Annotated in this window: 25 protein-coding genes; 14 read left to right on the forward strand and 11 right to left on the reverse strand. The window is 71.8% G+C overall.

Annotated elements, in window-relative coordinates; genetic code table 11:
- Nucleotides 1-103 precede the first annotated feature (103 nt).
- Both EJV46_RS22760 and EJV46_RS09745 read left to right on the forward strand, forming a co-directional pair.
- Nucleotides 104-379, forward strand: coding sequence for a hypothetical protein (locus EJV46_RS22760; protein ID WP_165585448.1), 276 nt, complete (start codon nucleotides 104-106; stop codon nucleotides 377-379).
- 108 nt (nucleotides 380-487) lie between these two features.
- Complete coding sequence (locus tag EJV46_RS09745) at nucleotides 488-766, forward strand: hypothetical protein (RefSeq protein ID WP_131548421.1); 279 nt, start codon at nucleotides 488-490, stop codon at nucleotides 764-766.
- Here the strand turns inward: EJV46_RS09745 and EJV46_RS09750 are convergent.
- Nucleotides 744-1,712, reverse strand: a complete 969-nt coding sequence (locus tag EJV46_RS09750) for a TAXI family TRAP transporter solute-binding subunit (RefSeq protein ID WP_131548422.1) — start codon at nucleotides 1,710-1,712, stop codon at nucleotides 744-746. The two genes, EJV46_RS09745 and EJV46_RS09750, sit on opposite strands and share 23 nt — an antisense overlap.
- A gap of 76 nt (nucleotides 1,713-1,788) precedes the next feature.
- Between EJV46_RS09750 and EJV46_RS09755 the strand changes: the two genes are divergently transcribed.
- Genes EJV46_RS09755 through EJV46_RS09765 form a run of 3 tightly spaced genes read left to right on the forward strand, consistent with a single transcriptional unit; the run spans nucleotide 1,789 to nucleotide 4,708 of the window.
- Nucleotides 1,789-3,243, forward strand: coding sequence for a M81 family metallopeptidase (locus EJV46_RS09755; RefSeq protein ID WP_165585449.1), 1,455 nt, complete (start codon nucleotides 1,789-1,791; stop codon nucleotides 3,241-3,243).
- Entirely contained in the window at nucleotides 3,240-3,689 is a 450-nt protein-coding gene (locus tag EJV46_RS09760) for a GNAT family N-acetyltransferase (protein ID WP_131548424.1), read from the forward strand. The genes EJV46_RS09755 and EJV46_RS09760 overlap by 4 nt, the downstream gene beginning before the upstream one ends.
- Before the next feature lie 38 nt (nucleotides 3,690-3,727).
- Nucleotides 3,728-4,708, forward strand: a complete 981-nt coding sequence (locus EJV46_RS09765) for a tripartite tricarboxylate transporter substrate binding protein (RefSeq protein ID WP_131548425.1) — start codon at nucleotides 3,728-3,730, stop codon at nucleotides 4,706-4,708.
- Here the strand turns inward: EJV46_RS09765 and EJV46_RS09770 are convergent.
- Entirely contained in the window at nucleotides 4,692-5,243 is a 552-nt protein-coding gene (locus tag EJV46_RS09770) for a TetR/AcrR family transcriptional regulator (RefSeq protein WP_131548427.1), read from the reverse strand. The two genes, EJV46_RS09765 and EJV46_RS09770, sit on opposite strands and share 17 nt — an antisense overlap.
- Nucleotides 5,244-5,338: 95 nt before the next feature.
- Between EJV46_RS09770 and EJV46_RS09775 the strand changes: the two genes are divergently transcribed.
- Nucleotides 5,339-5,656 carry a hypothetical protein gene (locus EJV46_RS09775; protein WP_131548428.1) on the forward strand — a complete coding sequence of 106 codons (318 nt, stop codon included), beginning with the start codon at nucleotides 5,339-5,341 and terminating at the stop codon, nucleotides 5,654-5,656.
- On the opposite strand, the gene EJV46_RS09780 is transcribed toward EJV46_RS09775, so the two are convergent.
- Nucleotides 5,653-6,495 carry an ion transporter gene (locus EJV46_RS09780; protein ID WP_131548429.1) on the reverse strand — a complete coding sequence of 281 codons (843 nt, stop codon included), beginning with the start codon at nucleotides 6,493-6,495 and terminating at the stop codon, nucleotides 5,653-5,655. The genes EJV46_RS09775 and EJV46_RS09780 overlap by 4 nt on opposite strands.
- Nucleotides 6,496-6,733: 238 nt before the next feature.
- Here EJV46_RS09780 and EJV46_RS09785 point away from each other — a divergent pair, with 238 nt between their 5' ends.
- Nucleotides 6,734-7,849 carry a polysaccharide pyruvyl transferase family protein gene (locus EJV46_RS09785; protein ID WP_131548430.1) on the forward strand — a complete coding sequence of 372 codons (1,116 nt, stop codon included), beginning with the start codon at nucleotides 6,734-6,736 and terminating at the stop codon, nucleotides 7,847-7,849.
- A gap of 7 nt (nucleotides 7,850-7,856) precedes the next feature.
- Here the strand turns inward: EJV46_RS09785 and EJV46_RS09790 are convergent, their stop codons facing one another.
- The 5 genes from EJV46_RS09790 to EJV46_RS09810 all read right to left on the reverse strand — a co-directional run bounded on the left by EJV46_RS09790 (nucleotide 7,857) and on the right by EJV46_RS09810 (nucleotide 11,897).
- A complete protein-coding gene (locus tag EJV46_RS09790) occupies nucleotides 7,857-8,318 on the reverse strand; it encodes a 23S rRNA (pseudouridine(1915)-N(3))-methyltransferase RlmH (protein ID WP_131548432.1) in 462 nt (153 codons plus the stop codon).
- Nucleotides 8,315-9,076, reverse strand: coding sequence for a ribosome silencing factor (gene rsfS, locus EJV46_RS23470; RefSeq protein ID WP_131548433.1), 762 nt, complete (start codon nucleotides 9,074-9,076; stop codon nucleotides 8,315-8,317). Before rsfS ends, EJV46_RS09790 begins: the two co-directional genes overlap by 4 nt.
- 16 nt (nucleotides 9,077-9,092) lie before the next feature.
- On the reverse strand, nucleotides 9,093-9,716 hold the full coding sequence (locus EJV46_RS09800; RefSeq protein ID WP_131548434.1) for a nicotinate-nucleotide adenylyltransferase: 624 nt from the start codon (nucleotides 9,714-9,716) through the stop codon (nucleotides 9,093-9,095).
- Nucleotides 9,713-10,564, reverse strand: a complete 852-nt coding sequence (locus EJV46_RS09805) for a 2-keto-4-pentenoate hydratase (protein ID WP_131548435.1) — start codon at nucleotides 10,562-10,564, stop codon at nucleotides 9,713-9,715. Before EJV46_RS09805 ends, EJV46_RS09800 begins: the two co-directional genes overlap by 4 nt.
- 67 nt (nucleotides 10,565-10,631) lie before the next feature.
- The gene (locus EJV46_RS09810) at nucleotides 10,632-11,897 is read right to left on the reverse strand and encodes a glutamate-5-semialdehyde dehydrogenase (protein WP_131548739.1); all 1,266 of its coding nucleotides are present in this window, start codon (nucleotides 11,895-11,897) and stop codon (nucleotides 10,632-10,634) included.
- 288 nt (nucleotides 11,898-12,185) lie between these two features.
- Between EJV46_RS09810 and rpe the strand changes: the two genes are divergently transcribed.
- The 7 genes from rpe (at nucleotide 12,186) to EJV46_RS09845 (ending at nucleotide 21,409) form a co-directional block, all read left to right on the forward strand.
- Nucleotides 12,186-12,842, forward strand: coding sequence for a ribulose-phosphate 3-epimerase (gene rpe, locus EJV46_RS09815; protein WP_131548436.1), 657 nt, complete (start codon nucleotides 12,186-12,188; stop codon nucleotides 12,840-12,842).
- Nucleotides 12,842-14,479, forward strand: coding sequence for a heparinase II/III family protein (locus tag EJV46_RS09820; protein WP_206020759.1), 1,638 nt, complete (start codon nucleotides 12,842-12,844; stop codon nucleotides 14,477-14,479). Before rpe ends, EJV46_RS09820 begins: the two co-directional genes overlap by 1 nt.
- A 64-nt stretch (nucleotides 14,480-14,543) precedes the next feature.
- A complete protein-coding gene (locus EJV46_RS09825; protein ID WP_131548741.1) occupies nucleotides 14,544-15,653 on the forward strand; it encodes a glycosyltransferase family 4 protein in 1,110 nt (369 codons plus the stop codon).
- A gap of 10 nt (nucleotides 15,654-15,663) precedes the next feature.
- Nucleotides 15,664-17,241: a bifunctional phosphoribosylaminoimidazolecarboxamide formyltransferase/IMP cyclohydrolase gene (purH, locus tag EJV46_RS09830; RefSeq protein ID WP_131548437.1), complete on the forward strand. Its 1,578-nt coding sequence runs from the start codon at nucleotides 15,664-15,666 to the stop codon at nucleotides 17,239-17,241.
- A 121-nt stretch (nucleotides 17,242-17,362) separates the two neighbouring features.
- Nucleotides 17,363-18,808: a DNA recombination protein RmuC gene (locus EJV46_RS09835; RefSeq protein ID WP_240782492.1), complete on the forward strand. Its 1,446-nt coding sequence runs from the start codon at nucleotides 17,363-17,365 to the stop codon at nucleotides 18,806-18,808.
- Entirely contained in the window at nucleotides 18,805-20,043 is a 1,239-nt protein-coding gene (locus EJV46_RS09840; RefSeq protein ID WP_131548439.1) for a NupC/NupG family nucleoside CNT transporter, read from the forward strand. The genes EJV46_RS09835 and EJV46_RS09840 overlap by 4 nt, the downstream gene beginning before the upstream one ends.
- 37 nt (nucleotides 20,044-20,080) lie before the next feature.
- Nucleotides 20,081-21,409 carry an aspartate aminotransferase family protein gene (locus EJV46_RS09845; RefSeq protein ID WP_131548440.1) on the forward strand — a complete coding sequence of 443 codons (1,329 nt, stop codon included), beginning with the start codon at nucleotides 20,081-20,083 and terminating at the stop codon, nucleotides 21,407-21,409.
- Nucleotide 21,410: 1 nt separating this feature from the next.
- Here EJV46_RS09845 and recR read toward each other — a convergent pair whose 3' ends face one another.
- Genes recR through EJV46_RS09860 form a run of 3 tightly spaced genes read right to left on the reverse strand, consistent with a single transcriptional unit; the run spans nucleotide 21,411 to nucleotide 24,255 of the window.
- Nucleotides 21,411-21,995 carry a recombination mediator RecR gene (gene recR / locus EJV46_RS09850; RefSeq protein ID WP_131548442.1) on the reverse strand — a complete coding sequence of 195 codons (585 nt, stop codon included), beginning with the start codon at nucleotides 21,993-21,995 and terminating at the stop codon, nucleotides 21,411-21,413.
- Nucleotides 21,996-22,011: 16 nt separating this feature from the next.
- Nucleotides 22,012-22,335: a YbaB/EbfC family nucleoid-associated protein gene (locus EJV46_RS09855; protein ID WP_131548444.1), complete on the reverse strand. Its 324-nt coding sequence runs from the start codon at nucleotides 22,333-22,335 to the stop codon at nucleotides 22,012-22,014.
- Nucleotides 22,336-24,255, reverse strand: a complete 1,920-nt coding sequence (locus tag EJV46_RS09860) for a DNA polymerase III subunit gamma/tau (protein WP_131548445.1) — start codon at nucleotides 24,253-24,255, stop codon at nucleotides 22,336-22,338.
- Nucleotides 24,256-24,264: the final 9 nt, after the last annotated feature.

Below are 24,264 nucleotides of genomic sequence, written 5' to 3' on the forward strand. Positions count from 1 at the left end.
GGAATATAGGTTCTTCTAGCTAACGCCTATCGAAGACGGGCCGGTATTCCTTCTCTCGCCGGCGGAGCAACGGGCTCCGCCAACCGAGAGAGGAACCGCCGCCATGATCCGCATCGCTCCCGCAAGCATCACGACGCTGGCCCTGATCATCGGCCTGGGCTTTGCCGCCAACCCTGCCGCCTCCCAGCAGGTGACCAGCCAGGGCGCCATCCACGGCCAGAGCTGGAACATGGGCCAGGATTTCGAGAGCCTGAACGCGATGAGCCGGCCGGGCAGCCCGCTGGCCCGCGACCGCGCGGCCCGCGCTGCCCGCCAGGCCCAGTTCAACCGCCCCGTCACCGGCGTGCCGGTCCGGACGGCTTCCACCCAGGCGCGCTGATCGGCAGCTGCAATCACCGGTAAGTGGTGCAGCGCGGCGGTCCCGGCTAAGGAGGCGCCTCCCCCCGACGCGCCTCTCTCCCCGGGCGCTCCTCCATCAGGAGTCACCATGCGCGCCTTCGCGATCACCGCCGCTCTTCTGGCCGGCCTGGCCGGCAACGCCCTGGCCCAGGGCACCAGTTCCAGCGGCACCGGCGCCATCCACGGCCAGAACTGGACCATGGGCCAGGATCTCAACAACGCCCGCAACCTCGCGCCGCAGCCAGGCACCCTGGCCGCCGACCGCGCGCGCCGGGCCGAGCGTCAGCGGCAGTTCAGCCGGAACTTCGACGGCACCGGCCGGCCGGCGACGAACATCCCGCAGCCTACCCCGCAGGCGGGGCGCTGAGCGTCAGCCCGGCCTCGCGGTAGAAGCGGGCCGCGCCGGGGTGGAAGGGCAGGACGCGGTTGTTCACCGCGGCCTCCTTGCGCGTCGTCGCCGCGACCTGGCCAATATCGCGCGCCGGGTCGGCCACGGTCAGCACGGCACGGGTGATGGCATAGGCCGTCTCCTCCGGCAGCGCCCGGTTGGCGACGATGAAGTTCCAGGCGGCAAAGCTCTCGATCGGCGCCGTCTGGCCCGGATAGGTGCCGGGCGGCAGGGTCGTCGGCGCCAGCATGGGCAGGCGCTGCGTGACGCGGCCCACCACCTCGGCGCCCGGACCGAAGACGACGCCGGGTGCGCGGGCCAGGGCTTCCAGGATCGAGGGAATCGGCACGATGGCGCCCTGCCATAGCGCGTCCATCCCGCCATTCAGCAGGCCCTGCGTCATCTCGGCCGGGCTGCCGCTGACAATCTCGACACGGATGCCGGCCGCCTCGGCGGCCGCGACGAGAAAGGTCTCGGCCGGGCCGCGGGCGGGGCCGGCGCCGACCCGCTTGCCGGCGAGCTGGGCGAAGGCGGTCAGCCCGCTGGAGGTCAGGGCCGCGACCTGGAAGCTCGTCTCGTACATCGGCCAGAGGGCACGCACGTTCAGGTGCTTCCGGTTGCCGGCGGCCGGTGTGCCTTGAACCGCGTCCCAGGCGGAGCCGAGGAAGGCGGTGCCCAGCGCATTGGCATTGTCCTCGACGGCGGTGAGGTTCTGCAGCGAGCCGGTGCTGGCCTCGACCGTGGCGGTGATCCCCTGCCGCGAGAGCAGGGCCGCGATCGCCCGGCCATAGGTCACGAAGGGGCTGCCCTGCCCGGCCGTATGAATGGCCAGCGTGGGATGCGCCACGGCAGGCTGGGCTTGGGCGGAGGCCGGATCCGCCACGGCCAGGACGGCAGGGGCGGCGAGAAGGCTGCGACGCATCATTCGTTCACCTATCCTCAAGGGGCGGCGCGGATTAGATGCGACGCAGCCCGTTTCACCAAGGGATCAAGCCAGGCTCATGCCGCACATCGCCGTCGCCCGCCTGTGGTTCGAGGGAAACAGCTTCGCGCCGGAGCCCACGCCGCTCTCCGCCTTCCAGGGGCGCGAATGGGTGGCCGGGCCGGAAGCGCTGGAGCGCTACCGCGGCACGGCCACCGAACTCGGCGCCGTGGATGCCTTCCTCGCCGAGCGGCCCGCCTGGACCGCCACGATCCTGCGCTGCACGGCGGCCCAGCCCGGCGGGCCGATGTCCGACGAGGCCTATGACACCTGGATCGCCGAGGTGGAATCGGGGCTGAAGGCCGGCCATTTCGACGGCGTCTACCTCTCGCTGCACGGCGCCTGCCTGACCGAAAGCGACCCGGAGGCCGATCTCACCACGATCCGCCGCGTGCGCGCGCTGATCGGGCCGCGCGTGAAGCTGGTGGCGAGCTTCGACTTCCATGGCAATATCTCGCCGCAGGTGGTCGGGCTGCTGGACGGCGCCTCGGTGTACCGCACCTATCCGCATGTCGACATGGACAAGGCGGCGCTGCGCGCCCTGCGGCAGCTGGAGCGCGGGCTGGCGGGCGGGGCCGTGCATGGCGCGATCGCCAAGCTGCCGGTGGTGCTGCACTCCTTCCACATGCGCGATGCCGAGGGGCCGATGGCCGAGGTCTGGGCCGAGGCCTGGGCCGCGGAACAGACGCCGATCCTCGACGCCTCGCTCTTCGGCGGCTTCGCTTGGGGCGACACGCCGACGGCCGGGCCCTCGGCCATGGTCTGGGCGGAGGAGCATGCGCCGGCCCGTGCGCTCGCCCGCAGGCTCGTCGGCGAGATCGAGGCGCGGCGCGGCCGCTTCGCCGTCACCCTGCCCACGCCGGAGAAGGCGCTGCAGACCGCGCTGGCCGCCCCACCCGGCCTCGTGGCGCTGCTGGACCCGGCCGACAACCCGCTCTCCGGGGGCGCGGCGGACACACCGGGCCTGCTGCGCGTCCTGATGGAGGCGCAGCTGGACGTTGAATGCGTCTATTGCTTCCTGCACGATCCCGAGGCCGTGATGGCAGCGCAACAGGCCGGCCTGGGCGGCGCCTTCTCGCGCGATCTGGCGGGCAGGACCACGACGGATTTCGGCCCACCCGTTCCCTTCTCCGGCACGGTCGAGGCGCTGACCAATGGCCGTTTCCTCAACACCGGCCCCATGGAGCACGGCGCGCCCGTGGACCTCGGCGCCACCGCGATGCTGCGCGCCGGAAAGCTGCGCGTGGTGGTGACGAGCCGGAAGGAAGCCGCGGTGGACCCGGCCTTCTTCGCGCTGCACGGCATCGACCTCGACCGGGTGCGGCTGCTGGCCAACAAGGCGAAGAACCACTTCCGCGCCGCCTTCGCCTCGCGCTGCAGCGCCATCGTGGAATGCGACACGCCGGGCCCCGCCGCGCTGGACCTGCTCGCCCTGCCCTTCCGCCACGTGCCCGAGGCCTGGCGCGAGGGATGATCCGCGACATCGGGGCGGCCGACCTGCCGGCGCTGCTCGCGCTCAACAATGCCGAGGCAGCGGCTGTGAACGCCCTCACGCTGGAGGCGCTGTCGGCGCAGGTCGCCGCGGCCTTCTCCGCCCGGATGTCGGCTGACGGCTTCCTGGTCGCCTTCTCCGAGACCACGCCGGCGCAGGGTCCCAACCACGCCTGGTTCCTGCGGCGCGGCGGGCGCTTCGCCTATATCGACCGCGTCGTCGTGGCGCCGGAAGCACGCGGGCAGGGCGTGGCGCGCTCGCTCTACGAGGATCTTGCCGCGCGCGGCCTGCCCCTGGCCTGCGAGGTGAATCTCGACCCGCCCAATCCCGCCGGCCAGGCCTTTCACGCGCGGCTGGGATTCCGGCCCGTCGGCGAGGCCGTGGATGTTCGCAACGGTAAGCGCGTGCGATATATGATGCGAGGCTAACGGTCGCTCCACATAAGGGCCGGGCCCGGGAGAAATCGATGGTCCTGCGCATCCTGGCGGCGATGGCCGCGCTGCTTCTCGCCCTTCCCGCCCAGGTCCATGCTCAGGCCCAGCCCTGGCCTGGCAACCGGCAGGTCCGCCTTCTCGTCACCTATCCGCCCGGCGGCACCACCGACTTCGTCGCGCGCCTCTTCGCCCAGCGCCTCGGCGAGCAGACCGGCGCCAGCTTCGTCGTGGAAAACCGCTCCGGCGGCGGCGGCGTGGTCGGCTGGACCGCCGCGGTGCGCTCGCCGCCCGACGGCACGACGCTGCTGCTGACCGACAATTCCCTGGCGACGGCACCGCCGCTCTATCCCAACCTCGGCTTCGACATCCGCGCGGACTTCACGCCGATCTCGCTGCTGGTGGACTATCCGACGGTCTTCGTCGTCCCGGCGAGCTCCCCCGCGCGCAGCCTGCGCGACTTCGTCGAGCGGCAGCGCGCGCCGGCCGCCGAGCCGGCCTTCTACGGCTCCATGGGCGCCGGCTCCTCGCCGCATCTCTACACCGAGCACCTGCAGGACTTGGCCGAGATCCGCATGACCCACGTGCCCTATCGCGGCATGGGCCCGGCCTTCGCGGATCTCCTGGCCGGCCGCATCGGGCTGCTGATCGCCGCGCCGCCGACCGTGCTCGGCGCGCTGCGCGACAACCGGGCGCGGGCCATCGCCATCGGCACCGCCGGCGGGCGCATCCCGGCCTTGCCGGACGTGCCGACGGCGCGCGAGCTCGGCATCGATTTCACCTATTCCTTCTGGTACGGCCTCGTCGGCCCGCGTGGGATGGATCCGGCGGTGGTCGCGCGCATCCAGGCGGAGATCGGGAAGGTGCTCGCCAATCCCGAGGTGCGGGCCCGCTTCGTCGAGCAGGGCGCGACGCCCGTGGCGGGCGATGCCGCCGCGCTGACGGCGGTGATGGAGAACGACCTCGCGCGCTGGAGCGAGGTGGTGCGCGCCAAGGGCATTACGCTCCAGCAGTAGGCACCGGGATCAGGCGGTCGATCAGCGCGTCCGGGTCGCCCGCCTCGTCCAGGCCGGCGGCGCCGTCGAGCAGCAGATGCGCGAGGCCGTGCACCAGGCCCCAGCGGCGCAGCGCCTCGTCCTTGTCGCCCGCGGCGCTCTCGAGGGCGGCGAAGGTTCGTCGCGAGGTCTCGTGCAGCTCCGGATGATCGGCGGCCCGCGACAGCAGCGGCCCGAACATGAGGCGGAAGCGCCCCGGCCGTGCGAGGGCGAAGCGGATATAGGCCCGGCCCCGCGCCACCAGCTCATGAGCCGGATCGCGCGCCGCGGCCTCGTTCAGCGCCGCCCCGAATTCCCGGAAGCCCCGCACGGCCAGCGCCGCCAGCAGGGCGTCCTTGTCGGCGAAGTGGCGATAGGCGGCGGTCGGCGAGACGCCGGCCAGGCGCGCGGCCTCACGCAGGCTGATGTCGCCGCCGGCGTCGAGAAGGGTCTCGGCGGCGTCGATCAGGGCCGCGCGCAGGTCGCCGTGATGATAGGGCTTTTCAGATGTTGACATCGATCACATCCAGCGTATGTTTACGACGATAACATACCCCGGGACGATGCGCCCTGCAGGTTCTCCACCTCCACCTCGCCCTCTCGCTGATCGCGATGATGCTCATCCTGGCGATCTTCGCCCTTCCCAAGGGCCGGGGCGCGCATCGCAGCCTTGGCCGGTGGGCCGCGGCGGCCTTGCTGCTCAGCGCGCTTTCCTCCTTCGCGATCCAGTCGCGCGGGCATCTCTCGGCGCTGCACATCCTCTCGGCGATCACGCTGGTGAACATCCCCTATGCGGTCTGGATGGCGCGGACCGGGCGCATCCCGGCGCACAGGCGGGCGATGCTCATCAATGCCGGCGGGCTCTTCACCGCCGGCCTCGCCGCCACCTTCGCGCCGGGGCGGTACCTCCACACGCTGCTGTTCGGTTAGCGCGGCGTCCGTAGCGCCGCCACTTCCTCCCGCAGCGCCCGGACTTCCTGCACCAGCAGGTGGATCTCCCGCCGCTCCTCGTTCTTCGCGACCTCCTCGGCGACGATCTCGCCCCGGTCCCGCTCCTCGCGCAGCGTCTGGATGCTGTCCACGATCACGCCGATGAACAGGTTCAGCACCACGAACGTCGAGAGGATGATGAAGGGCAGGAAGAAGACCAGCGCGTAAGGCACGGCCTCCATGGCCGGCTTCACGATATTGGCCCAGTCGTCCAGCGTCATCAGCTGGAAGAGCGTGAAGAGGCTGCCGCCCAGCGAGCCGAACTGTTCGGGCATCGCGGCGCCGAAGAGCTTCGTCGCCATCACGGCGAAGACGTAGAAGATCAGGGCCATCAGCAGCACGATGCTGCCCATGCCTGGCAGCGCGCCCAGCATCGCCTCCACCACGTGGCGCAGCGAGGGGACCACGGAAATCAGCCGCAGCACCCGAAGCACGCGCAGCGCCCGCAGGACCGAGAGCGGCCCGCTGCCGGGCAGCCAGGCGATGCCGACCACGACGAGATCGAAGAGGCCCCAGGGGTCGCGGAAGAAGCGCCCGCGGAAGGCGTAGATGCGCAGGCCGAGCTCGGCGGTGAAGAGCCAGAGCAGGATGTCGTCCAGCAGCTCCAGCTCCGGGCCGATGCGGGCCATCGTGGCCTCGCTGGTCTCGAGGCCCAGCGAGACCGCGTTCAGCAGGATGAGTCCGACCACGGCATATTGGAAGGCCGGCGCCAGCACGAGTCGCGCCACGCGCGAGCGTAGATCGTCGCCGGCGTGCTCCGCCGTCAGCGCTTCCTGCATGTCCAAGGCTCCATGTTCCGGACAGGAATGGCCGTGCCGCGGAGCGGGATCAAGTCCCCGCCGGCGTGATGCGCCGGGGCCGCGCGCCCGGACGGCGGCGGCACGCTGTTCGCCGGGGCGCCGCGAGGCTATTCCTGCGGGCCTGGCCAGGGCCTGGACGGCGCCCGCCTGAAACCTGGCTCCGGAGCAGCTGCATGGATCGCCATGGGACGGCCTCATTGTTTCGGCGCGGCTGGCGATGACCATCGGCCTCGTCCATTTCAACCACACCACGACCGGCGGCCTGACCGGCTGGCCCGCCGTCCGCACGGCGAAGTGGACGCCGAACTACGGGGACATGCTCGTCGGCGCCTCGGTGGTGCGGCAGCTCAAGGTGCAGAAGGGCGAGCGGATCCATTTCGGCGGAGCGCCGCGGCAGCCGGTGGAACGGGCCATCATCCGCGGCTCGACCTATCTGCACGACGCCCTCGACTTCGAGAAGGCGAACCGGACCCTCGACAGCATCCCAGCGCCGCTCGCGATCGTGGGCCTCGGCGCCCAGCACCCGACCCTCGACCCGGCCTTCCTGGACGGCCACCGGGGCGCCCGCGACTTCATTGCACGGCTGAACGAGAAGTCGGCCAGCATCTCCGTGCGGGGCGCCTTCTCGGCAGCGGTCGTCGAACGGCTCGGCGGGCGGAACATCCGCATCACGGGCTGCCCCTCGCTCTTCTATTCGCTGACCTGCCCGGCCGTTCGCGTCCCGGAGATGCTCCGCCGGCCGGAGCGCACGGTCGGGGTGTCGATCCTCTCGGTGCTCGTGGCCAATATGTTCTGCCATGCCCCCAGGGAGGGGCTGGAGAAGCACCGGCTCGCCATCGAATGGGCGATCGGCAACGCGGTGAACGTGCCCATCTTCGAGCAGGGCGTTCTCGAGGAATACGACATCGCCGACCAGGAGCTGAGCTTCGAGGAACGGCTGGAAGCCGCCCGGCGGATGCTCGCGCGGATCGGCGCCACCGGCCGGCTCCTGCCGGAGGATCTGATGGCGCGGGTGGTCAGCGTCCGCAACGTCGAGGAATGGCTGGCGAGGGTCCGCGAGGTCGATGCGATGATCGGCTTCCGCTTCCACGGCAACATGATCGCCCTGCTGCAGGGCAAGCCCTGCTACTACTACACCTATGATTCCCGGCTGAAGGAATTCGCCGACGTCTACGGCCTGCCGCAGCAGGACGTGACGGAGCCCTGGGTCGATCCGGCCGCGGCCATGATCTCCCATGACTGGGACGGGACGAATGCCCGGATCAGGACGCTCTTCGCGGAGCTGAAGGCCTTCTATGCCGAGAACGGCTTCGATCACGCCCTGGAGGGGTGAGGCGCCGTCACGGGCGCCAGGCGCGGTGATAGGGGTGGTTGGTCCGGATGCACTGCGCCCGGAACAGCTGCTCGGCCAGCAGCGCCCGGACCAGCAGGTGCGGCCAGGTCAGCGGGCCCAGCGAGAGCCGGTGCTCGGCGCGGCGGGTGACGGCCTCGTCCAGCCCCTCCGCGCCGCCGATGGCGAAGCAGATGGGCCGCGCGGCCTCCTCCCAGCGGGTGGTCAGGGCCGCAAGCGCCTCGCTGGAGGGCGCCGCGCCGCCCAGGTCCAGCGCCACCAGCAGCGCCTGGGCGGGCAGGGCGGCGAGGATGGAAGCGCCCTCGCGCCGGCGGATCTCGGGCGGGCTGCCCGCCGCGTCGGCCAGCTCCGCCAGTTCCAGCGGCGGCCGCAGCCGCGCGTTGTACTGGGCGAAGAGTGTGCCCTCGGCGCCGGACTTGAAGCGGCCGACGGCGAGCAGCTTCGCCTTCAAATCGGCGACTGTTCCCCGGGCCCCGACTCGCCCAGCGGGCTGTCCGGCCCCCACATCTTCTCCAGGTCGAACTTCAGGCGCGATTCCGGCTTGAAGAGGTGGATGATGAGATCGCCGGCGTCGATCAGCACCCAGTCCTCGCTGGACTGCACGGAGTCGCGGCGGAGCTTCAGCCCCTCCTCGGCCAGCGCCTGGTCGATATGCGATGCCATCGCCTGGATCTGCCGGTCGACCTGGCCGGTCGCGATGATCAGCCAGTCGGCGTAGCTGGCGCGCGACCGGACATCGAGCACGACGATGTCCTCGGCCTTGTCGTCGTCCAGGCTCTTGCGGGCCGCCTCCACGAGGCGCGCCAGCCGGTCCGGATCGGTCTTGGCCGCGCGGCGCTTGGGCGCGGCCTTGGCCTTCGGCGCCGCGGCCGGCCTGGCGGCCGCCTTGGGGGCGGCGCGGACATTGGCCGTCGTGCGCGGGGCCGGCTTGGCCGGGGCGGCGGCCGGCTTGGCGATGGCGCGCGTCTTGGTCGTGGCCGGCTTCGCGGCGGCGCGGGCGCGGGATGGCTTGGCCTCCGGCTCGGCGGCGCGGGGCTTCGGCGCGGCGGAGCGAGCGCGGGCGGGCTTCGCCGCGGGCTCTGCGGCGGTTGTCCGCGACGGCTTCGCGGCGGCGGGCGTGGCGGCGCGCGTCTTCGGGGCGGGCTTCGCCACGGCTCCGGCGGGGGCCTTTCGCGCCGGCTTCTTCGTCTCGTCTGGGGTCCGCGCCATGCGCCGAAATCTTTCTCTATCCGATGGGTGGGCCAAGGGGCCGGGAGGCTGCCCGGATGGCAGTGGCCGAGATCGCCCGCTCCGCAGCCGGCACGAAGCACCAGGGGGCCCCCGCCGTCCACCGCGAATTGAGCAGGGAAGCCGCGCGTCGGCGGCGATGCCGCAACACCGAGGCAGCCTGCCCACGCAAAGCGGTCCTGCTGTAGCCCGGCCGCGGCAGGACCGCCAGCGGAACATGACGCAGCATCTGCCGCCAGCGCTGCCAGCGCGGCAGCTGGACCAGGTTGTCCGCGCCCAGGATCAGCACGAAACGGGCCCGGGGGAATCGCCGGCGCAGCAGCGACAGCGTGCGGTGCGTGTAGCGCGAGCCCAGCCTCTGCTCGATGTCGGCCGCGACCACGCGCACGCCATCGGCGACCCGCCGGGCGCTCGCCAGACGTTCGGCGAAGGGGGCCATGCCCCTGGCGGGCTTCAGCGGATTGCCCGGCGAGACCATCAGCCAGACCTGGTCCAGCCCGAGGGAACGCAGCGCCGCCCGCGCCACATGCGCATGGCCGTGATGGGCGGGGTTGAAGCTGCCGCCCAGCAGGCCGATGCGCCGCCGGCGTCCGTCCCCATAACGTCCCGGCCCGTGGCTCAATGCGTTCGGACGCTCACGGTGACCGGCTGGGCCAGCAGGCCGTCATAACGCACCGTGTAGGTCCGGCCCGCCTCGGCCGCCACGGCCGGCGAGAACCCGCCCAGCGAGATGTACTGGCCGGCCCGCATGCGCTGGCCGCGCCGCGCGAGGTCCTCGGCGAGCCAGGGGATCACGTTCAGCGGATGCCCCAGCAGCGCCGTGCCCGGCGCGCGCGCGATCTCCCGCTGGTCGTTCGAGAGGGTCACGACCATGCTGCCGAGACGCGCGGCGAACTCCTCCGTGGCCTCGGCGGGGATGGCCTCGCCGACCGCGCCGAGCCGCGCGCCGACATTGATCGCCAGCAGGTTCGGCCCGTCCATGCCGGCGGAGAGCACGAGGTCCGGCAGCTCGATGAAGGGGATCACGAGGTCGATCGCGCGAAGCACCTCCAGATGGGTGCGCGCCTGGTTGATCGAATCGTCGCGCACGCGGACCAGCAGGTCGGCCTCGACGTTCGGCACGGCGCCGAAGCGCGCCGGCACCTCGCCGCCAGAGCGCAGGGCGATGGTCCGCTGGTAGATCGTGCCCACGACCGGCTGGGGCACGCCGAAACGCTGCTGCGCGGCGGCATTGGTCAGCCCCACCTTGTAGCCGACCGGCTGGCCGAGATGCGGCACCATCAGCGGCACGAGGAGATCCTGCGCGCATTGCCCGTCCGCGAGGCTGGCCATGCCGGTCAGCGCGGGGGCGGGGGCATTGGCGAGGATCGAGCGGGCGAGCGCCTGGACCGCCTCGGCCGTGGGGCAGGCGGCCATGGCGGGGCCGAGGGTCGCGAGGCTCGCGACCGCGGCGAGCAGCAGGCTGCGCATGGTGGTTCACTCCCGTGGTTCGGGAGAGACTAGCCTGTTGCCGGGCCGCATCAACAGCGCGGCGCGCCTAGCCCCGAATCTGGCCTGTGCCGGTGATCCTGTAGCGGAAGGTGCAGAGCTGCTCGAGGCCGACCGGGCCCCGCGCATGCAGCCGCCCCGTGGCGATGCCGATCTCCGCCCCGAAGCCGAACTCGCCGCCGTCGCAGAACTGGGTCGACGCGTTCCACAGCCCCACCGAGGAATCGATGCCGTCGAGGAACTGCGCCGCCGCCGCGGCATCCTCGGTGACGATGCATTCGGTGTGCTCGCTGCCGTGGCGGCGGATATGGGCGAGCGCGCCGTCCACCCCGTCCACCACGGCGACGTTCAGCACCGCGTCCAGCCATTCCGTGGAGAAGTCCTCGTCGGTCGCGGCCGGTAGGACCGGCATGATCGCCCGCGCCCGCGCATCGGCATGGAAGGCGCAGCCGGCGGCGGCGAGGTCGCCCAGCAGCAGGGGCAGCAGGGCCGGGGCGACCTCCGCGTCGATCAGCAGCGTCTCGGTCGCGCCGCAGACGCCGGTGCGGCGCAGCTTCGCGTCCATCAGGATGCGCCGCGCCATCTCCGGATCGGCGGCCCGGTGGACATAGGTGTGGCAAAGCCCCTCGGCATGGGCGAGGACGGGCACCCGCGCCTCCTCCAGCACCCGGTTCACCAGGCCCTTGCCGCCGCGCGGGATGATGAGGTCGATCAGCCCCGCCGCGCGCAGCATGGCGCCGACGAAGGCGCGGTCCTGCGTGGGGGCGAGCTGCACCGCATCCTCGGGCAGGCCGGCCTGGCGCAGGCCGGCGCGCAGGCAGTCCGCGATGGCACGGGCGGAGCGGGCGCTCTCGCTGCCGCCGCGCAGCAGCACGGCCGAGCCCGCCTTGAGGCAGAGCGCGCCGGCATCGGCGGTGACGTTGGGGCGGCTCTCGAAGATCATGCCGATCACCCCGAGCGGCTGCGCGACGCGCTGGATATGCAGGCCGTTGGGCCGCGTCCATTCGGACAGCGTGCGGCCGACCGGGTCGGGCAGGTCGGCGATCTCGTCGAGGCCCTGCGCCATGGCCTCGACACGCGCGGGCGTGAGGGTCGCCCGGTCCAGGAAGGCGGAGGTCAGGCCGGGCGCGGCGGCGAGGTCGGCCGCATTGGCGGCGAGGATCCCGGCGGAACGGGCGCGGATCTCGGCGGCGGCATGGCGCAGCGCCGCGTCCTTGGCCGGTCGGCCGGCGCGCGCGAGCGGGCCCGCCGCGGCGCGGGCGGCGCGGGCGGCGGTGTCGAGCAGCGTGGCGGTGTCGTCGGCCAGGACGTTCATGGTGAGGGCGCTCACTTTCGGGTTCTCCTTCCCAGGACATAGGCCCGCGGGGCAACCTTCGCCAGCATCCGCGCGTCAGGTTCTGAGACCCGTGGCCGCCTCTCCCTCCGGCGTCGCGCCGCTCGTCCGGACCATGGGCGCCCAGCGTGCGGTCTCGGTGCGGATGGCGGCCGCCAGCTCGCCGGGCGAGCGCGGATCGGGAACCGGCGCCCCCGCCAGCCACGCCACAGGTTTGCAGAGGGTGGGGAATGGTTTAGGTCCAAGGGTCACGCCTTCCCCCAAGGACCGATGCCCGATATCCGCATAGCCCCCTCCCTGCTCGCCGCCGATTTCTCCCGTCTGGGCGAGGAGGTGCGCGCCATCGAGCAGGGCGGCGCGGACTGGCTGCACCTTGACATCATGGACGGGCATTTCGTCCCGAACATCAGCTTCGGCCCGGGTCTCATCAAGGCCCTGCGGCCGCACAGCAGGATGCCCTTCGACGTCCATCTGATGATCGCGCCGGCGGACCCCTACCTCGCCGCCTTCGCCGAGGCCGGGGCCGATCTCATCAGCCTCCATCCCGAGGCGGGCCCCCACCTGCATCGCAGCCTCCAGACGATCCGGGCCCTGGGGAAGAAGGCGGGCGTGGTGCTGAACCCGGGCACGCCGGTCGAGGTGCTGGCCCATGTGATGGACCTCGTGGACCTCATCCTGGTGATGTCGGTGAATCCGGGCTTCGGCGGCCAGTCCTTCCTGTCCGGCCAGCTCTCCAAGATCGCCACCCTGCGCCGGATGATCGATGCCACCGGCCGGGAGATCGCACTCCAGGTGGATGGCGGCGTCACCGCGAAGACAGCTCCTGATTGCATCGCGGCCGGCGCGGATGTTCTGGTGGCGGGGACGGCGGTCTTCGGCGCGCCGGACTACGCGGCGGCGATCACCGCGCTGAAGGGAGGGCGTTGATGTCCGACATGATCCGCAACGCCCGCAAGCTCTTCTCCAGGCTCAAGCCCATCCGCGTGCCGGACGCGCCGGCCCGCGTCTTCCGCGACCTCTGGCCCGGCGACGCCAATCGCGGCGCCCGCCTGCTGCGCGGCGAGTTCGAGGTGAGCGGCAGCGCCCGCCAGCTCGACGAATGGGGCCCCTCCGCCGGCCCGACGCCCTGGCGCCAGGCCGCCCATGGCTTCGCCTGGCTGCGCGACCTGCGCATGCTCGGCACCGACGCCGCCCGGGTGAAGGCGCGCGACCTTGCGGAGGACTGGCTGGCCCGCGGCGCCGCCGATCCCATGGCCATGGCGCCCGAGGTGGCCGCAGCCCGCATCTCCGCCTGGCTCGGCCATTGGGACTTTCTCGCCGCCACCGCCGAGGACGGCTTCCGGCGTGCCCTGCTCCAGAGGATGGCGCAGGACGGGCGGGCGATCTCGGCCTCGCTGCCGGCCGAGGCCGCGCATCGCGGAGCGCTGGTGGTGCTGAAGGGCACCATCGCCGCCGCCGTGGCCCTGGAGGAGGAGGCCTGGCTCACGCGGGCCCTTCGGTTCCTGCCCGGCGAGCTGGAGCGGCAGTTCCATCCGGATGGCGGCCATGTGGAGCGCAGCCCGGCGGCGCAGCTCCTGGCCCTGCAGGACCTCATCGAGATCCGCAACCTGCTGAACGGCTGCGGCGTGAACTCGCCCCCGCAGCTTTCCACCGCGCTGGACCGCGCCGGCCAGGCGCTGCGCCTCTTCCGCCACGGCGACATGGCCCTGGCGCTGTTCAACGGCACGCGCGAGGAGGCGCCGGCCCTGGTCGACGTCGTGCTGACCCAGGGCCAGGCCAAGGGCCGGGCGCCCATGCTGCTGGAGGAGACGGGCTTCCACCGCCTCGCGGCCGGCCGGACGCTCGTCATCGCCGATTGCGGCGCGCCGCCGCCGGGCCGCGCGCCCGACCCCGCCTCGGGCCTGCCGCGCGGGGCCGATCGCGGGGCGCATGCCGGCACGCTCTCCTTCGAGATGTCGATCGGGCGCGACCGGCTGATCGTGAATTGCGGCGCGGCCCCGGCCGCCGAGGCCGGCTGGCGCGACGCGCTGCGCGGGACCGCCGCCCATTCCACCCTGATCCTCGCCGACACCAACAGCAGCGAGCTCAAGGACGAGGGCCTCGGCCGCCATCCCGAGCGCGTGGAGATCGAGCGGCAGGAGGCCAATGGCGCCCAGTGGCTCGAGGCCGGGCATGACGGCTACCGCCGCACCCATGGCGTCATCCATCGCCGCCGCCTCTACCTCTCCGAGACGGGCGACGACCTCCGTGGCGAGGACGCGCTGGAGCCCTTCCCCGGCCCGGCCGTGCCCTGGACCATCCGCTTCCACCTGCATCCGGGCGTGACCGCCGTGCTGCAGGAGGAGGAGGGCGGCGTGCTCATGCGGCTGCCGGGCGGCCAGGGCTGGCGCTTCCGGGCGCGCGGCGCGCGGGTGGAGCTGGAGGAAAGCATCTACTTCGCCGCCGATCCGCGCCGGACGAACCAGATCGTCCTGACCTCGGACGGCGAGGCGGAGACGGTGCAATGGGCCATCAGCCGCGTGGTCTCCGGCGGAAGCCCCAGCGAGACGCCGGCCGACGGCTAGAAGCGTGATCGTCGCCGGCGGAAACGCCGGAGACGCCGATCACGCTTTCGGAAAGGCTGCTCCCATCAAGGTTCTTCAGCTCACCAACGTCGATTTCTCGCTTCGCCACTTCCTGCTGCCGGTGATGCGCGGCGCCCGCGCGCGCGGGCACGAGGTGGTGGGGATCAGCGCGGAGGGGCCGCTGCTGGACGTGCCGCGGGCGGAGGGGTTCCGGATCCTTCCCGTGCCCATGGCGCGCAGCCTGAACCCGCGCTCGCACCTGCCGGCCTTCCGGGAACTGCGCCGGATCCTGCGGGAGGAGCGCTTCGATCTCGTCCATGCGCATATGCCGATCTCGGGCTTCCTGGCCCGCGCGGCGGCCAGGGCCGAGGGCGTCCCGCGCATCGCCTATACCTGCCACGGCTTCCTCTTCAACCAGCCGGGGCCGGTCTGGCGGCGGGGGCTGTCGCTGGGCGTGGAGTGGCTCGGCGGGCGGATGACCGACACCTTCCTGACCGTTTCCGAGGAGGAGGCGCGGGACGCGCGGCGCCTCCGGATTCATCGCGGCGCCACGGCCACGGGCAATGGGCGCGACCCGGCGATCTTCCATCCCGACGCCCAGGCCCGCGCCGCGCTGCGGGCCGAGATGGGCCTGGGCGACGCGGATTGCGTGGTCATCGGCATCTCCCGCCTCGTGCGCCACAAGGGCTGGCCGGAGCTGCTCCAGGCCATGGAGCGGGTGCCCCGCGCGCATCTCTGGGTGGTCGGCGAGCGGCTGCCGAGCGATCACGGCGAGGATCTGACGCCGCATTTCGCGCGGGCCGCCGAGGCGCTGGGGCCGCGGCTGCGCCTGCTCGGCTACCGCCACGACGTGCCCCGCTGGCTTCAGGCCGCCGACATCTTCGCCCTGCCCAGCCATTTCGAGGGCCTGCCCATGTCCATCATCGAGGCGATGCTGACCGGCCTGCCCGTCGTCGCCACGGATATCGGTGGCTGCCGCGAGCAGGTGGTGACCGGAGAGACGGGTTATCTGGTGCCTCCCATGCAGGTTTCGGGCCTCGCCGATGCGCTGGCGCGGCTGGCGGGCGACGCCGGCCTGCGGCAGAGGATGGGCGCAGCGGGCCTGGCCCGCGCCCGCTCCCTTTTCACCGAGCAGGTCGTCGTGGACCGCACTCTGGACCTGCTCGGGCTATGATGGACGCCCCATGACCCAAGCCCTCCCCATCCGCCGCGCTTTGCTCTCCGTCTCCGACAAGACGGGGATCGTGGAATTCGCCCGCTTCCTGGCGGCGCGGGGCGCGGAGATCCTCTCCACCGGCGGCACGGCCCAGGCCATCCGCGACGCCGGCGTGCCGGTGAAGGACGTCAGCGAGCATACGGGCTTCCCGGAGATCCTGGACGGCCGCGTGAAGACGCTGGTGCCGCAGGTGCATGGCGGCATCCTCGGCCGGCGCGACGAGGCCTCGCACCTCGCGCAGATGGAGCAGCACGCCATCGCGCCGATCGATCTGGTGGCCGTGAACCTCTACCCCTTCGAGGCGACGGTCGCGAAAGGCGCCGCCTTCGAGGACTGCATCGAGAATATCGACATCGGCGGGCCGGCGATGATCCGCAGCGCCGCGAAGAATTTTTCGGGCGTGGTGGTCTGCACCGAGCCGGCGCATCTGGCCCGCGTCACCGCCGAGATCGAGGCGGCCGGCGGCACCTCGCTGGCGCTGCGCAAGGAGCTGGCGGCCGCCGCCTATGCCCGCACCGCGGCCTATGACGCCGCCATCTCCGGCTGGTTCGCCGGGCAGCTCGGCCAGGACTTCCCGCCGCGCCTCGCCGTCGCGGGCCTCCTCAGGCAGACGCTCCGCTACGGCGAGAACCCGCACCAGCAGGCAGGTTTCTACCTGAGCGGCGAGAGCCGCGCCGGGGTCGCCACCGCGCGGCAGGTGCAGGGCAAGGAACTCTCCTACAACAACCTCAACGACACCGACGCCGCCTATGAATGCCTCGCCGAGTTCGACAAGCCCGCCATCGTCATCGTGAAGCACGCCAATCCCTGCGGCGTGGCTGAGGGCGCGGACCTGGCCTCCGCCTGGGACCAGGCGCTGCTCTGCGACCCCGTCTCGGCCTTCGGCGGCATCGTGGCCGCCAACCGCAAGCTGGACGCGGCGGCGGCCGAGAAGATCGCGGCCATCTTCACCGAGGTGGTGATCGCCCCCGACGCCGACGAGGCCGCGCAGGCCGTCTTCGCGAAGAAGAAGAACCTGCGCCTGCTGCTGACCGGCGGCCTGCCCGACCCGGCGGCGCCCGGCCTGTTCTTCAAGAGCGTGGCGGGCGGCTTCCTGGCGCAGTCGCGCGACGGCGGCCGGGTCACGGCCGAGACATTGAAGGTGGTCACGAAGCGCGCGCCGACGGAGGCCGAGATCGCCGATCTCCTCTTCGCCTTCCGCGTCTGCAAGCACGTGAAGTCCAACGCCATCATCTACGCCAAGGGCCTGGCCACGGTGGGCATCGGCGCGGGGCAGATGAACCGCGTGGAGAGCAGCCGCATCGCCGCCTGGAAGTCCGAGGCCGCGGCCAAGGCGGCCGGCCTGCCGGAGCCGCTGGCCAGGGGCAGCGTCGTGGCCTCCGACGCCTTCTTCCCCTTCGCCGACGGGCTGGAGACGGCGGCGGCGGCGGGGGTGACGGCCGTGATCCAGCCGGGTGGCTCCATCCGTGACGCCGAGGTGATCGCGGCGGCGGATGCCGCGGGTCTCGCCATGGTCTTCACCGGCATGCGGCACTTCCGGCATTGATCCGGCCCTCGGGCGCCGGCCGCCCCGCGGCCCGGTTCCCGGAGGTTTCCGCAGCGTCTTCGCAGCGAATCCGGTTTGGTGCTCATACTGCGCCGATGCGGTTGACGGGCGGGTTCGGACGATGACGGTGGAAGCGGCGCTGCTCGGAGTCGTGGTCCTGCTGCTGCTCGCGGTGCTGGCCGTGCTGCTGACGCGGCGGCCGCCCGGGGATCCGACCCTGCCTTTGCTCCAGGCCGGTCAGGAGCGACAGGCGGCGGCGCTTGCGACGACGAAGGAAGCACTGGCCGGCGACATCGCGCGCCAGAAGACCGAGCTCTCGCTGGAACTTTCCGGCTTCACCGCCGAGCAGACCAGGGCGCTCGGCGCGGCCATGCTCAAGCAAACGGAATCCCTGGCCGCAACGGAGAGGGCGCTGCTCGACCGCCTCGCCGCCGGCGCGGCGCTCACGCAGGAGACGACGGCCGCTCAGACCAAGGCCGTCAACGCGGCGATGCTGAAGCAGGCGGAATCGCTCGCCGTGATGCAGACGTCGCTGCTCGAGCGCCTGACGGCCGACGCCAAAGCCACGCAGGAGGCGATGAGCGCCGAGACGGCGCGCTCGCGCGACGTGCTCGACAAGAAGCTCACCGAGATGCGCGAGAACAGCGAGAAGCGCCTCGCCGAGATCCAGAAGAGCGTGAATGAGCAGCTCGCCAGCGCCGTCGAGAAGCAGATGAACGAGAGCTTCCAGCGAGTTATCGACCAGTTCACCGCCGTGCAGAAGGCGATGGGCGACGTGCAGGCCGTCACGGCGCAGATCGGCGACATCAAGCGGCTCTTCGGCAATGTGAAGACGCGCGGCGGCTGGGGCGAGACCCAGGTGAAGGCGCTGCTGGACGACATCCTCCCCGAGGGCTCGTACGAGGTGAATGTCCGGCTGCGCGAGGGCAGCTCGGACTCCGTCGAGTTCTGCGTGGTCATGCCGATGTCGGGTAGCGAGCGCGTGCTGCTGCCGGTGGATGCGAAATTCCCGATCGAGGATTACGAGCGCCTGCTGGCCGCCTGGGAAATCGCGGACCCGATCGCGGAAATCGCCGCGCGGAAGGGGCTTGAGAACCGCATCCGCGGCGAGGCCCAGAAGATCGCGCAGAAGTACATCTGCCCGCCGCGCACGGTGGAGTTCGGCGTGATGTACCTGCCGACCGAGGGCCTCTACGCCGAGGTCGCGCGCATCCCCGGCCTGATCGACGATGTCGGCCGCGTGCACCGCGTGCTCATCCTAGGGCCGACGCTGCTGCCGGCGCTGCTGCGGACCATCCAGCTCGGCCACGTCACGCTCGCGCTGTCGAAGAATGCGGAATCGGTGCGCGAGCTGCTCTCCGCCACGAAGGCGGAGATGTCGAAGATGGATGGCGTGCTCAGTTCCCTCGGCAAGCAAGTGGGCACCGTGGCGAACACCATCGGCAGGGCGCAGGTCCGCACCCGCGCCATCACGCGCAAGCTGCGCGGCATGGACACACTGCCGGGCGAGCGTGTGGATCAGATCTTCGAGATCGAGCAGGAGATCGCCGAGGACGAGGAGGCGTGAGCCTCCCCCAGCTGCAATCGGCGCTTGGCCTCGTATTGCTGTGCCTGCTGTGCTGGGTCCTGGGCGGCTGCAAGCGGCATGTCTCCTGGCGCGCTGTCATCGGCGGGCTCGTCGGCACCATCGGCCTGGCCGCGCTGCTGCTGAACATTCCGCCGCTGCGCGCCGCCTTTTCCTATTTCGGCCGCGCGGTGGACGCGCTGGCGCGCGCGACCCAGGCCGGCACCTCCCTGGTCTTCGGCTATCTCGGCGGCGCGCCGCTGCCCTATGCCGAGACGGCGCCGGGCGCCAGCTTCATCCTTTTCTTCCAGGCGCTGCCGATCCTGCTGCTGGTCGGCGCGCTCTCCGCGCTGCTCTACCACTGGCGCGTGCTGCCCTTCGTGGTGCGCATCCTGGCGATCGCGCTGCGGCGTTGCCTTGGCCTCGGCGGCGCGGCCGGCTTCTCCGTCGCGGCGAACGTCTTCGTCGGCATGGTGGAGGCGCCGCTGCTCATCCGCCCCTGGCTGAGCCGCCTCACCCGCTCCGAGCTTTTCGTCGTCATGGTCGCGGGCCTCGCGACCATCTCCGGCAACATGCTGGTGGTCTATGCGCTGCTGATTTCCTCCCTCGTGCCGGATGCGGCGGGGCAGCTGCTCACGGCATCGCTGATGGGCGCGCCGGCGGCCGTCCTGGCCGCGCAGCTCATGATCCCCTCCACCGGCATCACCGAGGGCGAGGCCGAAGCGCCACGCCTCTATTCCAGCAGCATGGAGGCGCTGGTCCAGGGCACCTCCGACGGACTGCAGCTGCTGCTGGGCATCATGGCCGCGCTGGTGGTCTTCGTGGCGCTGGTGGCGCTGGGCAACGAGATCGTCCAGCCCATCCTGGGCATCACGCTGCAGCAGATCGCCGGCTGGGTCCTCTGGCCGCTGGCCTGGGCCATGGGCACGCCGGCCGCCGAGGCGCAGGTCGTGGGCCAGTCGCTCGGCATCAAGCTCGTGATCAACGAGTTCGTCGCCTATCTCGACTTCGCGCGCAGCAGCGGCGAGGCGCTGTCGCCGCGGACACGGCTGATCCTGTCCTACGCGCTCTGCGGCTTCGCCAATTTCGGCTCCGTCGGGATCATGCTGGGCGGCATGTGCACCATGTGCCCGGAGCGCCGCGCGGAGATCGTCTCCCTCGGCCTGCCGGCGCTGGCGGCGGGGACCATCGCCTGCTGCATGCTCGGCGCGGCGGTCGGGGTGCTGACGCCGCCCTAACCCCGGGATACGCTGCCGGCAACAACCGGAGCGTGCCATGTCCAACCTCGTCCATCGCAGCCTCATGACCGATCCGCCCATCGCCGTTTCCGGCAAGGGGATCTGGCTGCGCGAGGCGTCGGGCCACGAGGTGATCGACGGCTCCGGAGGCGCCGCCGTCGCCTGCCTCGGCCATGGCCATCCGCATGTGCTGGCCGCCATGCGCGCGCAGCTGGAGAAGCTGACCTACGCCCACACGGCCCTCTTCTCCTGCGAGAGCGCGGAAAAGCTCGCGGACATGCTGGTCGGCCACGCGCCGGGCGGGCTGACGCATGCCTATTTCATCTCCTCCGGCAGCGAGGGGATGGAAGCCGCGATCAAGATGGCGCGGCAGTATTTCGTCGAGATCGGCCAGCCGCAGCGCAAGCACTACATCGCGCGTAAGCAGAGCTATCACGGCAACACGCTCGGCGCGCTCTCGGCCGGCGGCAACGCCATGCGCCGCGCACCCTATGCGCCGATCCTGAGCCCCGCTTTCAGCCACGTCTCGGCCTGCTACGCCTATCGCGACCGCGCCGACCACGAGAGCGACGCCGACTACGTCCAGCGCCTGGCCGACGAGCTGGAAGCGGAGTTCCAGCGCCTCGGCCCTGACAACGTCATCGCCTTCTGCGCCGAGACGGTGGTGGGCGCCACGCTCGGCTGCGTCGCCGCCCTGCCCGGCTACTTCCCCGCCATGCGCGCCGTCTGCGACCGGCACGGCGCGCTGATGATCCTCGACGAGGTGATGTCCGGCATGGGCCGCTGCGGCACCATGCATACCTGGGAGCAGGAGGGCATCGTCCCCGACATCCAGGTGATCGCAAAGGGCCTCGGCGGCGGCTACCAGCCGATCGGCGGCATCCTGGCCCAGGGCAAGGTCATCTCCGCCATCCGCGACGGGTCGGGCGGCTTCATGCACGGCCACACCTACCAGGCGCATCCCATGGCCTGCGCCGCGGCCCTCGCCGTGCAGGAGGTCATCGCCAGGGACGGCCTGCTCGGCAATGTCCAGGCAATGGGCGCGCTGCTGGAGCAGCGGCTGACCGAGCGCCTGGGCAACCACCGCAACATCGGCGACATCCGCGGCCGCGGGCTCTTCTGGGCCATCGAACTGGTGCAGGACCGCGGCACCAAGGCCGTCTTCGACCCCAAGCTCAAGATGAACGAGCGGGTGAAGAAGGAGGCCTATGCGCGCGGCCTCGGCTGCTACCCGATGGGCGGCACGATCGACGGGCTGCAGGGCGACCACGTGATCCTCGCGCCGCCCTATACCGTCACCGCCGGGGAGGTGGAGATGATCGTCGAGCGTTTCGGCGATGCGGTAGAGGCCGCGCTGGCCGGCTGATTCAGCGCCGCGCCTTGAAGGCGGCGGCCAGAGTGCCGTCGTCCAGCACGTCGAGGGCGCCGCCCATGGGCACCCCCTGCGCCAGGCGCGTCACCGGCACTTTCGTGGATTCCAACCGCTCGGCCAGGTAATGCGCCGTGCTCGCGCCCTCCACGGTCGCGGGCAGCGCCAGGATGATCTCGCGGGCCCCCGCCGCGCGGGTCAGCAGTCGCGGAATCGCCAGCTCGTCCGGCCCCACGCCGCCCAGCGCCGAAAGCGTGCCGCCCAGCACGTGATAGGCCCCGTGATGCGCCTGCGCGCGCTCCAGCGCCCAGAGCTCGGCCACGCCTTCCACCACGCAGATCAGCCCCTGGTCGCGCTGGTTGTCCGAGCAGATGTGGCAGGGGTTGGCGGCGTCCAGATTGCCGCAGTTGGAACAAGGCTTCACCGCCGCCGCCGCGGCGCGCATCGCATCGGCCAGCGGCAGCATGCGGCTCTCCGGCTCCATCAGCATCCGCAGGGCCGCGCGCCGCGCGCTGCGCCGGCCGAGGCCGGGCAGCTTGGCCAGCAGCGCGATCAGATGCTCGACGGGGTCGTTGGGCCGCATCGCCGCAAGGGACCGATCAGAAGGGCAGCTTCAGCCCCGGCGGGAGGGACATGCCGGCCGTGGCCTTCTGCATCTCCTCGGCCATCGTGGCCTCGACCTTCTGCTTCGCGTCGGCATGCGCGGCGACGATGAGGTCCTCCAGCACCTCGCGATCGTCGGCGGTCATCAGCGAGGGGTCGATGGAGATGCGCCGCAGGTCGCCCTTGCCGGTCAGGCGGACCTTCACCATCCCGGCGCCGGCCTGGCCCTCGACCTCGGTGGATTCGAGCTTGGCCTGCATCTCCGCCATCTTGGTCTGCATCTGCTGGGCCTGCTTCAGCATATTGCCGAGATTCTTCAATCAATCCTCCTCTGGGATATCGGGGTCGAAGCCCGCCGGCTCGGCGTCGGGCGGCGCGAAGTCCGGAAGATCCGGCTCCTCCTGCGCCTGGACCGGCAGCAGCCCGTAGGCGTCGACATTCTCGTCGCGCACGGCATCGAGCGTGGCGCCGGGGAACTCCTGCAGGATCATCTGCACGAGCGGATGGTTCAGCGCGCTGGTCCGCCGATCGGTCTCGGCACTGCGCGACTGCTCGGCGAGAGTCGGCTCGCCCCCGGCATTGGAGAGCGCGATCGTCCAGCGCTCGCCGGTCTTCGCCTCCAGCATGGCGGCGAGCTGCGCGCCGAGGTCGCGCGGCGCCTGGGGCCGGACCCGGATCTCGACCTGCCGGGGCGCCACGCGCACGGGATGAACGTCGTGCAGGAGATGCGCGTGCAGCAGCGCATGCGAACCGGAGGCCAGCGCCACGACCTCGCGCCAGGCCGTGGGCTGCGGGAGGGCCTCGACGAGGGGCGCCGGCTCGGCGGCCATGATCGCCCCCCCGCCCGCCATCGCGCGAAGGCCGCCCCCATTCGGTGCCGGGCCGGGCGAGCCGGAGGCGACGGAGCCACCGGATTCCAGCCGCTTCAGGATATCGCCCGGCGTGGGCATCTCGGCGACATGGGCCAGGCGGATCAGCACCATCTCGGCCGCGGCGCGGCGATCGGGCGCGGCCAGCACCTCCTCAATGCCCTTGAGGAGCATCTGCCAGGCGCGCGTGAGCATGGGCACGGACAGCTTCTGCGCCAGGGCCGCGCCGCGGACGCGCTCGGTCTCGGGGATGCCGGCATCCTCGCGCAGCGCGGGGATCGCCGCGAAGCGCGTCAGCATGTGCACCTGCTCCAGCAGGTCGTTCATGATGGTCGCGGGGTCCGCGCCGCGCTCATGCGCCTCGTCCATGCGGCGCAGCGCGGTCGGCAGGTCGGCCGAGAGCACCGCATCCAGCACGTCGAAAACCAGGGCCCGGTCGGCGAGGCCCAGCATGTCGCGCACGCTCTCGGCTGCCACGCCGCCGCCCTCGCCCGCCAGCGCGATCGCCTGGTCGAGCAGCGACAGCCCGTCGCGCACCGAGCCGTCGGCGGCGCGGGCCAGCATGGCCAGCGCGCCCTCCTCGATCTCGGCGCCCTCCTGGCCGGCAATTCCCCGGAAATGCGTGCGCAGCCGCTCCTCCGGCACGCGCTTGAGGGAAAACACCTGGCAGCGGCTGCGGATGGTGATGGGCACCTTCCTCAGCTCGGTCGTGGCCAGGATGAAGGTGATGCTGGGCGGCGGCTCCTCGAGCGACTTGAGCAGGGCGTTGAAGGCCTGCTCCGTCAGCATGTGGACCTCGTCCAGGATGAAGACCTTCTGGCGCCCCTGGGCCGGGCGGAACCGGAGCGCCTCGCGCAGCTCGCGCACATCGTCGATGCCGCGATTGGAGGCGGCGTCCATCTCGATCACGTCGGGGTGGCGGTCGGCGAGGATGGCCGCGCATTCGGGGCAGGCGCCGCAGGGATCGGCCGTCGGCCCGCCATTACCGTCCACGCCGATGCAGTTGAGCGCGCGGGCGATGATGCGCGCCGTGGTCGTCTTGCCCACGCCGCGCACGCCGGTCAGCAGGAAGGCGTGGTGCACCCGGCCGCGCGCGAAGGCGTTGCGCAGGGTGCGGACCAGTGCCTCCTGCCCGATCAGGTCGTCGAAATTCTGCGGGCGGTACTTTCTCGCCAGCACCCGATAGGGCGTCGGCTTGGCCGCGACCGGCACGGCCACCGGCGCCACGGCCGGACCGGGCCCGACGCCGACAGGGTCCACCGCCGGCTCGTCGAATCCGAAAAGGCCCGGCCCCTCGGGCGGAGGCGGCTCGGGGATACCCTCCTCGAGGACCCCCTCGGGGCCGATGTCGCCGATCAGATCGCTGGGCATCGTCCGCGC

Origin of the sequence: Roseococcus sp. SYP-B2431 (assembly GCF_004336745.1) — a bacterium.
In the GTDB taxonomy this organism is placed as follows: Bacteria; Pseudomonadota; Alphaproteobacteria; order Acetobacterales; family Acetobacteraceae; genus Roseococcus.

Excerpts from the sequence above, each read along its gene's own strand:
- EJV46_RS09805 (WP_131548435.1), bottom strand. The coding sequence starts at position 10,564 with ATGCGCAGCCTGCTGCTCGCCGCGGTCGCGAGCCTCGCGACCCTCGGC.
- EJV46_RS09820 (WP_206020759.1), top strand. The coding sequence starts at position 12,842 with ATGTCCGACATGATCCGCAACGCCCGCAAGCTCTTCTCCAGGCTCAAG.
- EJV46_RS09755 (WP_165585449.1), top strand. The coding sequence starts at position 1,789 with ATGCCGCACATCGCCGTCGCCCGCCTGTGGTTCGAGGGAAACAGCTTC.
- EJV46_RS22760 (WP_165585448.1), top strand. The coding sequence starts at position 104 with ATGATCCGCATCGCTCCCGCAAGCATCACGACGCTGGCCCTGATCATC.
- EJV46_RS09780 (WP_131548429.1), bottom strand. The coding sequence starts at position 6,495 with ATGCAGGAAGCGCTGACGGCGGAGCACGCCGGCGACGATCTACGCTCG.
- EJV46_RS09765 (WP_131548425.1), top strand. The coding sequence starts at position 3,728 with ATGGTCCTGCGCATCCTGGCGGCGATGGCCGCGCTGCTTCTCGCCCTT.
- recR (WP_131548442.1), bottom strand. The coding sequence starts at position 21,995 with ATGCGGCCCAACGACCCCGTCGAGCATCTGATCGCGCTGCTGGCCAAG.
- EJV46_RS09750 (WP_131548422.1), bottom strand. The coding sequence starts at position 1,712 with ATGATGCGTCGCAGCCTTCTCGCCGCCCCTGCCGTCCTGGCCGTGGCG.
- EJV46_RS09860 (WP_131548445.1), bottom strand. The coding sequence starts at position 24,255 with ATGCCCAGCGATCTGATCGGCGACATCGGCCCCGAGGGGGTCCTCGAG.
- EJV46_RS09785 (WP_131548430.1), top strand. The coding sequence starts at position 6,734 with ATGACCATCGGCCTCGTCCATTTCAACCACACCACGACCGGCGGCCTG.
- EJV46_RS09745 (WP_131548421.1), top strand. The coding sequence starts at position 488 with ATGCGCGCCTTCGCGATCACCGCCGCTCTTCTGGCCGGCCTGGCCGGC.
- EJV46_RS09760 (WP_131548424.1), top strand. The coding sequence starts at position 3,240 with ATGATCCGCGACATCGGGGCGGCCGACCTGCCGGCGCTGCTCGCGCTC.
- rsfS (WP_131548433.1), bottom strand. The coding sequence starts at position 9,076 with ATGGCGCGGACCCCAGACGAGACGAAGAAGCCGGCGCGAAAGGCCCCC.
- EJV46_RS09845 (WP_131548440.1), top strand. The coding sequence starts at position 20,081 with ATGTCCAACCTCGTCCATCGCAGCCTCATGACCGATCCGCCCATCGCC.
- EJV46_RS09775 (WP_131548428.1), top strand. The coding sequence starts at position 5,339 with ATGATGCTCATCCTGGCGATCTTCGCCCTTCCCAAGGGCCGGGGCGCG.
- EJV46_RS09810 (WP_131548739.1), bottom strand. The coding sequence starts at position 11,897 with ATGAACGTCCTGGCCGACGACACCGCCACGCTGCTCGACACCGCCGCC.
- rpe (WP_131548436.1), top strand. The coding sequence starts at position 12,186 with ATGCCCGATATCCGCATAGCCCCCTCCCTGCTCGCCGCCGATTTCTCC.
- EJV46_RS09770 (WP_131548427.1), bottom strand. The coding sequence starts at position 5,243 with ATGTCAACATCTGAAAAGCCCTATCATCACGGCGACCTGCGCGCGGCC.
- purH (WP_131548437.1), top strand. The coding sequence starts at position 15,664 with ATGACCCAAGCCCTCCCCATCCGCCGCGCTTTGCTCTCCGTCTCCGAC.
- EJV46_RS09835 (WP_240782492.1), top strand. The coding sequence starts at position 17,363 with ATGACGGTGGAAGCGGCGCTGCTCGGAGTCGTGGTCCTGCTGCTGCTC.